The 12,372-nt window shown below is 30.7% G+C and carries 12 protein-coding genes; 5 read left to right on the top strand and 7 right to left on the bottom strand.

The window, feature by feature from the left end; all coding sequences use genetic code 11:
* Positions 1-10 precede the first annotated feature (10 nt).
* Positions 11-802 (top strand): glucose 1-dehydrogenase, encoded by a 792-nt coding sequence (locus HMPREF2930_RS07960; protein WP_017174850.1) that lies wholly within the window; start codon positions 11-13, stop codon positions 800-802.
* Positions 803-870: 68 nt separating this feature from the next.
* Here the strand turns inward: HMPREF2930_RS07960 and HMPREF2930_RS07955 are convergent, their stop codons facing one another.
* Entirely contained in the window at positions 871-1,779 is a 909-nt protein-coding gene (locus tag HMPREF2930_RS07955) for an AEC family transporter (protein ID WP_017174851.1), read from the bottom strand.
* A gap of 132 nt (positions 1,780-1,911) precedes the next feature.
* On the opposite strand from HMPREF2930_RS07955, the gene HMPREF2930_RS11430 reads away from it, so the two are divergent.
* Positions 1,912-2,079 carry an SE1832 family protein gene (locus tag HMPREF2930_RS11430; protein ID WP_017174852.1) on the top strand — a complete coding sequence of 56 codons (168 nt, stop codon included), beginning with the start codon at positions 1,912-1,914 and terminating at the stop codon, positions 2,077-2,079.
* Positions 2,080-2,152: 73 nt separating this feature from the next.
* A complete protein-coding gene (gene mspA / locus HMPREF2930_RS07950; RefSeq protein ID WP_017174853.1) occupies positions 2,153-2,470 on the top strand; it encodes a membrane stabilizing protein MspA in 318 nt (105 codons plus the stop codon).
* A 67-nt stretch (positions 2,471-2,537) separates the two neighbouring features.
* Here the strand turns inward: mspA and HMPREF2930_RS07945 are convergent, their stop codons facing one another.
* From HMPREF2930_RS07945 to HMPREF2930_RS07930, 3 genes are all read right to left on the bottom strand, one after another.
* The gene (locus tag HMPREF2930_RS07945; protein WP_017174854.1) at positions 2,538-5,711 is read right to left on the bottom strand and encodes an efflux RND transporter permease subunit; all 3,174 of its coding nucleotides are present in this window, start codon (positions 5,709-5,711) and stop codon (positions 2,538-2,540) included.
* 106 nt (positions 5,712-5,817) lie between these two features.
* Positions 5,818-7,080 carry a lipid II:glycine glycyltransferase FemX gene (locus HMPREF2930_RS07940; protein WP_017174855.1) on the bottom strand — a complete coding sequence of 421 codons (1,263 nt, stop codon included), beginning with the start codon at positions 7,078-7,080 and terminating at the stop codon, positions 5,818-5,820.
* 414 nt (positions 7,081-7,494) lie between these two features.
* Positions 7,495-8,265: a VOC family protein gene (locus HMPREF2930_RS07930; RefSeq protein ID WP_017174856.1), complete on the bottom strand. Its 771-nt coding sequence runs from the start codon at positions 8,263-8,265 to the stop codon at positions 7,495-7,497.
* A gap of 170 nt (positions 8,266-8,435) precedes the next feature.
* Between HMPREF2930_RS07930 and HMPREF2930_RS07925 the strand changes: the two genes are divergently transcribed.
* Both HMPREF2930_RS07925 and HMPREF2930_RS07920 read left to right on the top strand, forming a co-directional pair.
* On the top strand, positions 8,436-8,879 hold the full coding sequence (locus tag HMPREF2930_RS07925; RefSeq protein ID WP_017174857.1) for a MarR family winged helix-turn-helix transcriptional regulator: 444 nt from the start codon (positions 8,436-8,438) through the stop codon (positions 8,877-8,879).
* The gene (locus tag HMPREF2930_RS07920; RefSeq protein ID WP_017174858.1) at positions 8,866-10,071 is read left to right on the top strand and encodes an MFS transporter; all 1,206 of its coding nucleotides are present in this window, start codon (positions 8,866-8,868) and stop codon (positions 10,069-10,071) included. The genes HMPREF2930_RS07925 and HMPREF2930_RS07920 overlap by 14 nt, the downstream gene beginning before the upstream one ends.
* A 74-nt stretch (positions 10,072-10,145) precedes the next feature.
* Here HMPREF2930_RS07920 and HMPREF2930_RS07915 read toward each other — a convergent pair whose 3' ends face one another.
* From HMPREF2930_RS07915 to mobA, 3 genes are all read right to left on the bottom strand, one after another.
* Entirely contained in the window at positions 10,146-10,496 is a 351-nt protein-coding gene (locus HMPREF2930_RS07915) for a SarA family transcriptional regulator (protein ID WP_017174859.1), read from the bottom strand.
* A 232-nt stretch (positions 10,497-10,728) separates the two neighbouring features.
* Positions 10,729-11,751, bottom strand: coding sequence for a GTP 3',8-cyclase MoaA (moaA, locus tag HMPREF2930_RS07910; RefSeq protein ID WP_017174860.1), 1,023 nt, complete (start codon positions 11,749-11,751; stop codon positions 10,729-10,731).
* 14 nt (positions 11,752-11,765) lie between these two features.
* Positions 11,766-12,371, bottom strand: a complete 606-nt coding sequence (mobA, locus tag HMPREF2930_RS07905; protein WP_017174861.1) for a molybdenum cofactor guanylyltransferase MobA — start codon at positions 12,369-12,371, stop codon at positions 11,766-11,768.
* Between the last annotated feature and the right edge of the window lies 1 nt (position 12,372).

Raw genomic sequence — 12,372 nt, 5'->3', positions numbered from 1 at the left:
AGGTCATACAATGTTTTCTGAATTAGAAAATAAAGTTGTTGTTATTACTGGCTCTGGCAGTGGCATAGGAAAAGCAATGGCGGAAGTTTTTGGTAAAGAAAAAGCGAAAGTAGTCTTAAATTATAGATCAGAAAGTCATATGAAAGAACTTGATGCCCTTCAAGAAACAATCCAAAAATCTGGCGGTGACTCAATTACGGTGCAAGCCGATGTTTCAGTCGAAGAAGATGTGAAACGATTAGTAGAAACGGCTGTTAAAGAATTTGGAACAATTGATATCATGATTAATAATGCTGGTTTTGAAAAAGCCACTCCAAGTCATGAAATGTCTATGGCTGAATGGCAAAAAGTTCTTGATATTAACTTAACAGGTGCATTTATTGGTTCACGTGAAGCGGTAAAACAATTTTTAAAAGAAGATAAGAAAGGTATTATTATTAATACTTCAAGCGTGCATGATACCATTCCTTGGCCAAATTACGTTAACTATGCTGCAAGTAAAGGCGGTCTTAAGTTAATGATGGAAACAATGTCAATGGAATATGCCCAACACGGTATTCGTATTAATAATATCTCTCCAGGTGCCGTTGTGACTGAGCATACAAAAGAAAAATTCTCTGATCCAAAAACACGTGCCGAAACATTAGAAATGATTCCAGCTAGAGAAATCGGTGATGCAAAAGATGTAGCAAACGGTGCATTGTTCTTAGCTTCTAATTTAGCTAGTTATGTTCATGGAACAACATTATATGTTGATGGTGGTATGATGAACTATCCTGCATTTATGGGTGGAAAAGGGTGATCATACTATAAAGTAAAAAAGCAAGCGATGATTAAAAATCGCTTGCTTTTTTCATATATATATAGTTTTTATACAAAGATAGCTTGATAAATATATATAATAATAATACTTATCACAATAGAAATATTAGTAACCATTCCAACTAATGGCAATGTTTTATATTTAAACTGAATTGAATATGGAATAATTGCTACACCCACAGGAAGTAACCATGTAATTAATAACGTTGTTTTAATCATATCATCCGATGTTGGTAAGAAAAAGTGGACTAATAAACCAGCAATACATCCAAGTCCGTAATGGACAATTAAATATTTCACTGCAATTGGTAAAAATTGTTTTTCAATTCTGAAGCTCAACATAATTCCAAGTAAAATCATTGATAATGGCATGTTCGCTTTAGAAATAATGGTAAAAAAGTCAATTGAAGCTTTTGGTAAATGAATATTAGCCATATTAAGTATAAACATTACAATATAAGTAACGAGTGGTACTGAAGAAATTAACTTTTTCCCTAAAAATTTGAAATTAAATTGATCGCTTCCTTCACTGTAATAACTACCTACAAAGTAAGTGACTCCAAACATAATAATTGCCCCACCGATATCGGCCATACCAAAATAAATCATACCATTTTTAGGCCAAATTGTTTCTACAAGTGGATAAGCAAATAAACCAATGTTTAATGACGCTGCCATCATACCTACTGAACCCTTGACATGATTATCATATTTTCTAAATAATGCAACCATAATTACTTTGGCTAATATGCCATAGATGAGCATCATAATTGGTAAAATAGAAAATGATAAATCAAGATTCGCACTATTTAAATTGACAATAACTAAAGAAGGTAATGTGACATTCAATACAAGCGTAGACAATACTTGACTATCTGCAGATTTAATAAAGTTAATACGTTTAAGTAAGTAACCTAATGCAATTAACAAAATAATGATTATAAATTGCTCAGTCACAATTCATCCCTTCTTCCCTAATATTCCATTACAACTAATTACTCTAACACAATTAACAGTATTTTTAGAAGTTACTTGTTTCATGCTATAATCATTACTAATCATATTAATAAATAAGGAGTTCGACTAGACATGGACTTAGAATCACAATTAGCTGAGCTTAAATACGATTATATTCGTTTACAAAATGATTTAGAGAAAAAAGAATCACTAAATCAACAGATTGATCCTTTAGTAAAACAATTAGAAGAAATTGAAAAAGAAATTTCAGATATACGTTCAAAATTACGTCAGAAATAATTTTGAACGTATATCTAGGCATTAAAGTTCATGAATGCTATGATATTAGTCGTAATAGAAAGGATGTCATCAAGTGAAAATATACTTAATTTTATTACCCATATTGTATCTTATTGTGAGTTATATCAGTATTTTTAAAATGAAATCAATGTTCGTACATATTTTACGTATTATTATGGGAATATTATTATTATTTGTAGTAGCTATCACTACGATCCAATTTCCTAGTGAAAATTGGTGGGTATTTGTTGTATTGCTTCTTCTTGTAGGAAATGTAGAAGTTACAGCTTTTAAAGCACTTAAAAACGATTATAAAGGTGTTTCAATTTTAAATATTATATCTATTATTATTTTTGTAATATATATTATTTTAACTTTTACTATGTATTAATAAAAAAGCAATTGAACGTATGTGCATACGTCTCAATTGCTTTTTTTGACTTATCCTAAATTTATCTTTATTTACGTGTAAGTTTGTTTTTTAAAGTAAAGAGTATTTCATAGATAACTGGCACTACGATTAAGGTTAGTAGTGTTGATGATACTAATCCACCTATGACTGTAGCGGCCATTCCTTTAGAAATTAGAATTGAACTATTTTGCCCAAATAATAATGGTAATAATGCACCGATTGTTGCAACTGCAGTCATCAAAATAGGTCTAATTCGGGTTCCACCCGCTTCAATTAAAGCTTCTTTCATTAACATACCTTGTTGTTCATTTGAAATCACTCTATCAATTAATACAATTGCATTTGTAACAACAATACCAATTAACATCAACATACCAATTAAACTTGGTACTGAAATGGTTTCTCCGGTAATCAATAATGCAAATACTATACCAATAGCTGTAAATGGTAATGAGAATAGAATTGTAAATGGTGCTAAACCACCTTTGAATGTGATAACCAACACAAGATACACAATAACAATAGCAATAAGCATTGCAAAAGCGAGTTGGCTCATAGCTGTATTAATATCATCTGTTGCACCACCAACATTAAACTTAACGTTATTAGGTTTATCAATTGTATTGATTTCACGCATCACTTTACTAGAAGTTCCACCAACATCAGAAGCGGTAATTTTACCTGAAATTGTTGTAGCATAATCGCCATCTTCTTGAACAAGTTTACTTGGTGTTGTTGTTTTGTTTAGACGTGCAATATCTTTTAATTTAACAGTTTCTCCACTTGGTGCATGTAAGTCGATGTTTTCTAGTTTATTTTGAGACCAATTTGTTTGTTTATTCTGTTTTACTTTTACATCTATATTATTACCATTTTCTTTAACAGTTGTAATTGTTTTTTCTGGTAAGTTCTCATTTAAATTCAATGCTAATTGTGCAGCTGAAATACCTTTATCTGTTGCTTTATTTTGATCTACTTTGATTTCATATTGATCATAGGTTTGTGATAAATCTGAATTGACATCTGCTACACCTTTAATGGATTTCATTTTATTTTCAACTTTAGTTACTGTACTTCTAATTGCATCAGTAGAAGGTCCTTTAACAGTTACGTCCACTGAATTGTTTCCAGCTCCTGTACCTAAGTCTTGATTTTTCCATTCACCTGGGTCTTTCATTTTAGAAAGATGTGTAACCACTTTATCTGGTTCTTCCTCAAAGTGAGGCGTATTCGAATCATATTCCACCATAATAGCCATACTATTCGTGCTTCCCGTTGGATCTGCTGGAGAAGGTCCACCTACAGAAAATTGAACTGTTTTAACTTTATCTTTACTTTGAAGGTATTTTTGAGCTTTTTCAGCATGTTTAAGTACTGCTTCTTCAGTTTCTCCTGGTTTAGGTGTATAAGTTAACGCTAAAAACTTATCTTCCCCTGTAGAAATATAACTTGTTCCTAATTTAGCTGCACCAATTCCTATACTCACAATTAATATAACAATACTAATAATAAGAACAAGCCATTTATGATTAAGTGACCAACCAAGTACTCGTTTATATCCCTTACTAATCCCTCCTAATTTATTTTCTTCATTAACATTGCCCTTTATGTTTATTCCATTTTTAAAGAATGTTGAGGCAAGGGCTGGCACAACAGTAATAGAAACAAGAAGCGAAGCCAGTAAACTAAATGTGATAGCTAACGCAAATGGTCGGAACATTTCACCTACTGAGCCGGAAACAAAAGCTAGCGGTAAGAAAACTATAATTGTAACAATCGTAGAAGATAAAATAGGTTTAAATACCTCTCTCGTTGCACTAATAACTAAATTGTTCCCTTTTAATTGTTCACTTGGATCTGATAATCGTCGATAGATATTTTCTACTACAACAATAGAATCATCTATGACCCGACCAATCGCAATCGTCAATGCACCTAAAGTTAAAATATTAAGTGATACATTACTTAATTTCAGTGCAATAAGTGCAATCAAAATAGATAACGGAATTGAAACGATAGATATCGCTGTTGTTTTAATATTTCTTAAGAATAATAAAATAACAATAATTGCGACGATGGTACCTAATGCCGCTTTTTCAATCATAGTATATAATGAATCTTCAATTGGTTTAGCTGTGTCCATTGTTTTTGTAGCTTTGATATCACTATTATTCTTAACAAACTCGTCTATTTTCTTTTGCGTTGCTCTAGCCACTTGAACTGTATTTGCATCTTGTGCTTTCATTACTTGTACGTTCACTGCGTCTTTACCATTTGTTTTTGAAATAGAATCTCGTTCATCGCCCACAGTGATGTTAGCTAAATCTTTAAGTGGCACGCTTGGCATTTGACCATTTGTTCCTTTTAAAGAGCTATTCGTTTGCGATTGACTTGCACTAGATGATTGACTACCCTCTTGGCCAGTACTACTAATACTATTATCGTTAGAATCACTTGATTGTCCTTGGCCTGCTATAGAAAGCGGGATTTTTAAATCTTTTAATGCACTGACTGATTTAAATTGACCATCCACAACGAGAGATTTTTCATTATTTCCAAATTGGAATAAACCGAGTGGTGTTTCTCTTGTCGCTGTCTTAATGTAATTTTCAACATCATCCGCAGATAACCTTACTTTATCCAATTCTTTTTGTTTAAATTTTAAAGTAACTTGACGGGTAGTTTGTCCATTCAGTTGTGCACTTTGAACACCATCAACAGTTTGAAGTTTAGGTATTAATTGTTCATTAATTTCTTTTGTCGTAGTTCTTAAGTCATTACTTTTATTTGTAAATGAGTAAGCTACAATAGGAAAAGCATCGATGGAATTACGTATTAATTCTGGTTCACTTACTCCATCCTTAAAATCGATTTTGTCTATTTCTTTTTTCAGTACTTCTTCAGCTTTATCCATGTCAGTTCCGTTGTTATATTCAACTTTCACAATTGAAGCATTAGATATCGATTGTGTTTCTACACTTTTTACATAAGCGAGTGATCTGACTTGTTTATCAATTTTCGAGCTAATTTCATCTTGTGTCGTTTGAGGTGTAGCGCCTGGCATCGTCGTTTGGACAGAAATAATTGGGTTTTCAACATCAGGTAATAATTCTAATTTAAGTTTAGCACTTGAATATATGCCACCTATAATGACTAAAAGAACCATTAAGAAAATAGCAAACTTATTACCTAATGAAAATTGAAGCATTTTTTTAATCATTTAATTACTTCTCCTATAATAAGTTATTAATATTGGTAAAAAAATCTGAACGTTTCTTTATAGAATCGTTCAGATTAAATACTGTATCTACAATACTGTAAATTAATTATTTACGTTTTAATTTGCGAGAGAGTTTAATTTTGGCTTTTGTAAGTCTTGGTTTAACTTGTTCGATTAATTGATATAACGGCTGATTTAAGACATAATCAAACTCACCAATTTTTTCACTTAAATAAGTGCCCCATACACGTTTAAAAGCCCATAATCCATAGTGTTCAGAATCTTTTGATGGATTATTATCTGTGCCACCAAAGTCATACGTTGTTGCACCATGATCTCTTGCGTATTTCATCATTTCATATTGCATATGATGGTTCGGTAAGAAATCACGATAATCATTTGAAGAAGCTCCATATAAGTAATATGATTTTTTACCTGCAAACATAAGTAATGCGCCTGATAAATATACGCCTTCTGGATGTTCTTGATTTAATCTTTCTAAATCTTCTTTTAATTCAGTTGTCTTAGAAATCTTATTTTTTACATCATTTAATTTGTTAGCTGTTTTTTTATCATTTGGACGTGCTTCTGACTTCGCTTCTAGTTTAGTTTTTTCTGCTTCTTGAGCTTCTAGATCTTTATTCGTTTCATCAAGCACTTGTTGTGGCTCTAATTTCACTAAGAATAATTCTGCATCCCCATCTTCATGTAATGAGTCATAAATATTCTCAAAATAGCTAATATCACGTGTTAAGAAGCCATCACGTTCACCCGTAATTTGCATTAATTTCGCAAATGTTTTAAGCCCTTCACGATTTGAGTGTTCAACTTTAGTACCTCGTTTAAGCGCTAATCTAACTTTAGAACGATTACGACGTTCAAAGTTTTGAATAATTTCATCATCAGTTTTATCAATAGGTGTAATCATTGTCATACGAGGTTGAATATAGTCTTTTGATAATCCTTCTTTAAACCCTTTATGTTTAAATCCAAGCATTCTTAAATTTTTAAGTGCTTCTGTGCCATGTTCTACTTCAACATCTGGATCAATCTTAATCGCATACGCTTTTTCTTCTTTAGCGATTTTTTTGGTTTCATTTAAAAGTGCTCTCAGTACATCTCTATCATTATAATCGGCTACGAATCCACGTGATACATAGCATAATGTAAATGGTAACTTCGGTATCTTTTTAAATAATAACTGTCCTACACCTTTAATTTCACCATTTTCACCTACTGCCACACGTTTTGAATACCATCCAGTTAAGCGCTTTGTCTCTGCCCACTTTGTCAGTTGCAATAAATCACCATTCGGATGAGTTTTTACAAATTCGTCATGTTCCTGATTTGTGATATTCATCTTTTCCATGCTATATAAAACTCCTTTATCTTTGCATTACTTATCATTATACATTGTAGATTTGAGAGTGTCGACAAACTCATAATAGAAGTTGAATTTTCTTCAAAAAGCTATTCTTTTTGTTATACTTAATGAATGAAAAACACTACTATTTTTTATTAAAGAGGTTTTTAAAATTGAGAAATATAATTTTACTTATATTTATTGTATGTAATGCTATTGCAATAATTTATACAATGGCTCATCCTTTAACTATAAATTTTTTTAGTCTGAGAGTGATGTTTGTCGCTTTATCACTTGTACTTACCATTTTATTTATATTATTAAAAACAAATCGTTTTTCTTTAATACTAAGCTTAATCTCTCTAGTACTAGTTTTTATTCATATTGCTTTTATCGCACATAGTACTTATACCTATCTATTTAATTAGTTCCTTCATTAGGTTCGAAACGATATTTGGCTCCTTTAATAATAATTGAATAAGGAGTCGTAGTTTCATTATCTTTAAAAACAATGGTATTGTATCCAGATTGAGCCGCATCTTGAATCCGATAAACGATAGTATCTCCCTCTAATTTTAAGTCAGTGTAGTTCTCATTTTCTTCTATAATGTCCATATTAAACCAGCTTTGCCACTTAGTTAAGGTTTTAGAGCGTTTAGAACTATCTATAATAATTTTATCAATTTTAAATTGTTTCTGAAAAAACGAATCTAAATTTTGCATATGATCGACTTTATTTTTATTCCACTCAATAAAAAAAGGAGGCCTTACCATATAGTCGGGATCAGCGATGTAGAGTAACTTCCATCTTATCTTTTCACCCTTTTTATTTTCTCTGTCCATATTTATAGGACCAATCGTATCAATATGACGTTCGTTTAAAGATTGTTTTACTCTCTCTATATCTTCCGTTCTAAATGCCATTGTTTTAAATCCTTGCTTAAAATCATCTTGAACAATTTTCGTTGCAAAAGCGACTCTACCCTCTTCAGTTTTAGCTTCTTTCTTTAACTTTTCAACATCTTCAACATCTAAAAGTTCGATGTAATTTTCATTTATATAAGTTAAACGATTGAAAGTGCCATATTGATGATGCTTGCCTCCAGAATGAATTTTTAATAACTCACCTGGATATTTAAATCCTTTTAATTGATCGACGTAATGAATCATATGATCAAATTTCAACTTCATGTATCAATATCCCCTTTACTAATTTAAACTTAATTGTATTTTAACAAATTTCACTATACTTTACTCTATAACTTATATTTAGTGTTGAAAAACGAATGAAATCGGCGTATAATATTTTTCGTCATCAATTAGTTAGCCTTGCTAACTATTTTCGAGGGAGATAATTCAAAATGCCCACAAATGAATTTTTCAATAGTTTTATTGGTATTTATCGTCCTTATATTAAACGTACTCAACCTATATTAGATCAGTTTGGTCTACATACAGGTCAGTGGTTAGTGCTTAAAGATATTGCTACATATGATCAAACGACTTTAGTTCAAATATCTAAACGTCGTTTTATTGAAAAACCAACTGCGCGTAAAATTATTAAAGTACTATTTGAAAAAGATTTACTTTTGGTTACTTCAGGTACTGACAAACGTGAAAAGCTATTAAGTTTATCTGAAAAAGGACAGCAATTATTTGAGGACATTAATGCTTGTATTACACCTATTCAAGAAGATTTAATCCATCAATCTAATATATCTAATGATGATTTGGATCACGTCATAGCAATTATGAAAAAATTACATACCACATTATCGAAGGGGGATCTTCATGAATCAGACTAGTACTACTAAACAACCTATTTTTACTAAAAGTTTTACAATCAATTTTATGATTAATTTCTTTGTTTATTTGTGTATGTACTTATTATTAGTTATCATCGCTGATTATTCTAAAACATTCTATCATGTGTCAGACAGCTTATCTGGACTTGTTGTAGGACTATTTATTATCGGATCATTGATTGGACGTTTTGGAACGGGAAAGTATGTCAATCGTTTTGGTCCTAAAAAGATTTTAATTGCTGGTTTAATTTTTCTAATCATTACTCAGTTACTTTATTTTATCTCTGGATCGATAACCATCTTGATGTTAGTACGACTCCTAAATGGAATTGCTACAGCTATCGCAACGACAGCTACAGGTACAATTGCTGCACATGTTACCCCTGTAGAACGTAAAAGTGAAGGCATTAGCTTATTTTCACTAAGTCTTGTTCTTGGATCAGCCATTGGTCCTTTCTTTGGAATTTTATTATTGAAATCATTCTCAATTAATTTACTATTTCTTATCTGTCTTATACTAGGAATTGCAAGTTTAATTGTTTCAGTCTTTATTAAAATTGACTTTAATCCTACTAAAAATGCAATTGATAGAAAAGTAGCCCAAGCTTCTGGTTTCAACATTCATAATTTCATTGCTAAAGAAGCTGTACCAGTAGCAATTGTGATGATGATTATAGGGTTGAACTATGCTTCAATCCTAACATTCTTAAAATCTTTTGCTGAGCAACGTCATTTGTTAGAAGCATCTAGTTATTTCTTTATTTTCTATGCGATCGCTTCATTAATCACTCGACCTATTGCTGGTAGGATGATTGATGCAAAAAATGAAAATGTTGTGGTTTATCCAGCATTTCTTGCCTTAATTATCACATTTGTTTTATTAGTATTTAGCTATAATGGTTGGGTATTATTACTTGCTGGCGTGTTCTTAGGTATTGGCTATGGAAATCTCTCTTCTTCTATGCAAGCCATTGCAATTAAAGTGTCACCTTCAAGTAAATATGGAATTGCAACTTCAACTTACTTTATTGGATTAGATATTGGTATTGGTTTTGGTCCATCGTTGCTTGGATTATTTACAAGTGCAATCACGTATACTCAAGTTTATTTCATTATGGCTATTGTAGCCGCTTTATGTACGGTACTTTATTTAATTGTTCATGGTAGAAAAGTGAATGGTAATACGTATTAATCTTTCATTTAATATATAAAAAGAAGCACCCCTATGACTCGTTATAGAATATTAGAGGTGCTCTTTTTATTTAATTAATTTGCAATACTAATAGCTTCAATTTCATTTTTCATTTTATCTAATACTTTTTGTTGCGACGCATTAAAGAAATAAAATACTTGTCGTTCATCTGTTTCAGAACGTAATTTAGAAATTAATTCTTTCTTGTAAATTTTGCGGATGATGACGTCAATTTTACTTGTATCCCATAACATTTCAAAATGTAATGTATCGCGTAACTCTTTTCCGCTAATTTTTTTACCTTCATACACTTTAAATAAAACAACAAATTCCTCAATAGAAATTTTATACGTCATTTTCAACCAATGCTTCAATTGACTAAGTTCTCTTTCCGCTTCAATAAAGCGAGTCACTTTATTATTCATAGTACATGCCTCCAAAGTTGATTCTAAGTTGTATAAATACATAATATAATAAAATTGCTTAATTTAATTATATAACATATGCACAATTTAATCTATTACAAATATTAATTTATATCTGTTTAGTGATTAATATAAATTACTTTGAAATTATTAAAATTAATTAAAAATACTATCAAATTAAAATACAGAAGTAAGTGATATCACATATGATTATCACTTGCTTCTGTATAGATTAACCACCAATATAATTCATATTAATTTTCTTTCGTTGTCGATTTCTTACTGTTTGTTCTGTTCGTTCATCTGAATAACGATCATCACGTGCTTGCCATAATGAAATGAGCGTGTCTTTTAATTTTTGATGTGTAGCACCACTACGCAATAATGATTTAATATCAAAACCATCAATCACACTAAATAAACATCCATAAAATTTCCCATCAGATGATAATCTTGCTCTTGTACAAGTAGAACAAAATGAAGCTGAAACACTTGTGATTAGACCAAACTGTGCACCATTATCTTTATGTCTATAATATGTGGCAACTTCACCAAAATATTTAGGTGGAAGAGGTTCTATATCAAACTCTTCTTCAATAGTAGATAGCATTTCTTCTTTCGTAACAACTTTACTAAAATTCCAACCATTATCATTACCTACATCCATAAATTCAATGAATCTTATTTGAATATGTTTATCTTTAAAATATTCAATCATAGGTAGGATTTGATCATCATTAATTCCTTTTTGTATCACTACATTTACTTTTACATGAAATCCAATAGATATTGCATAATCAATTTGTTGCAAGATGGTAGAAGCTTTAATGTTACGGTTATTGATTGCTTGAAATACTTCATCATCAATTGCATCTAAACTTACATTAATTCTACGCAATCCTGCATCATACAACTTTTGACCATGTTTTTTTAAAAGTAAACCATTAGTGGTCATACCAATATCTTCAATACCTTCAATATGATTAAGTTTTTCAATTAATTTATATAAATCACGTCGTAATAAAGGTTCTCCACCAGTGATTCTTAATTTTTTCACGCCTAATTCAGCATAAACTTTGGCAATTGTTGTAATTTCATCAAATGTAAGTAATTCCTCTTTAGGTAAAAAAACAAAATCATCACCAAATATTTCTTTTGGCATACAATAATCACATCTGAAATTACAACGATCTGTTACAGAAATTCGTAGATCTCTTATAGGACGTCCTAATTTATCTTTAATTTGGATCGTCATTAACGTGTCCCCCTTTAATCATTAATCTGATGAAGTAAAGTATTCAAATCATCTTGATAATTAATATTTTTAGACCAATTTTTTAAAGGCTGAACCTCTTTAGTATCTAGAAAACATGTTATCACATTTTTATATACATGCTGTAAACTATAATCATTAGAATTGAGTGCTTTTTCAATATTCGAAATGACTCCTCGACTATAAAAAGCAATGGTCGGTATAGGTTTATCATCGTCTGAATAAGCTATAATATCGGCTTGATGTTCCATACGCTGTGAAATTGTAAATTGATATAGTTGACTTATTGCTTCTTTAGTAATCATAGGAGTATCTACAGAGACCACAAAAAATAATTCTTCATTATTATAATGTTTCATAACTGTGTAGATTCCTGATAACGGGCCTTTATCTGCATGTGTTTCTTCATCTACCATAATATGTTTATACTCAAATTCATTCTTAAGTTGTTTGTTTGTACTTATAATAATATCGTCAAATAAATTCGTTTCTGTTAATGTGTTAATAATTCGTTTATAGAACATTTCCCCGTGAATACAAGCAAATGCTTTAGGACTACCAAAACGTTTAGAGTGTCCCCCAGCTAGAATAATTGCTTTCATA

Source organism: Staphylococcus sp. HMSC068C09 (genome assembly GCF_001813735.1).
GTDB lineage: Bacteria > Bacillota > Bacilli > Staphylococcales > Staphylococcaceae > Staphylococcus > Staphylococcus hominis.
The sequence above is the reverse complement of the archived record's forward strand: the minus strand, read 5'-3'. Positions and strand labels throughout refer to the sequence as shown.

Excerpts from the sequence above, each read along its gene's own strand:
- HMPREF2930_RS07915 (WP_017174859.1), bottom strand. The coding sequence starts at position 10,496 with ATGAATAATAAAGTGACTCGCTTTATTGAAGCGGAAAGAGAACTTAGT.
- mobA (WP_017174861.1), bottom strand. The coding sequence starts at position 12,371 with ATGAAAGCAATTATTCTAGCTGGGGGACACTCTAAACGTTTTGGTAGT.
- HMPREF2930_RS07920 (WP_017174858.1), top strand. The coding sequence starts at position 8,866 with ATGAATCAGACTAGTACTACTAAACAACCTATTTTTACTAAAAGTTTT.
- HMPREF2930_RS07930 (WP_017174856.1), bottom strand. The coding sequence starts at position 8,265 with ATGAAGTTGAAATTTGATCATATGATTCATTACGTCGATCAATTAAAA.
- HMPREF2930_RS07945 (WP_017174854.1), bottom strand. The coding sequence starts at position 5,711 with ATGATTAAAAAAATGCTTCAATTTTCATTAGGTAATAAGTTTGCTATT.
- HMPREF2930_RS07960 (WP_017174850.1), top strand. The coding sequence starts at position 11 with ATGTTTTCTGAATTAGAAAATAAAGTTGTTGTTATTACTGGCTCTGGC.
- moaA (WP_017174860.1), bottom strand. The coding sequence starts at position 11,751 with ATGACGATCCAAATTAAAGATAAATTAGGACGTCCTATAAGAGATCTA.
- HMPREF2930_RS07940 (WP_017174855.1), bottom strand. The coding sequence starts at position 7,080 with ATGGAAAAGATGAATATCACAAATCAGGAACATGACGAATTTGTAAAA.
- HMPREF2930_RS07925 (WP_017174857.1), top strand. The coding sequence starts at position 8,436 with ATGCCCACAAATGAATTTTTCAATAGTTTTATTGGTATTTATCGTCCT.
- HMPREF2930_RS11430 (WP_017174852.1), top strand. The coding sequence starts at position 1,912 with ATGGACTTAGAATCACAATTAGCTGAGCTTAAATACGATTATATTCGT.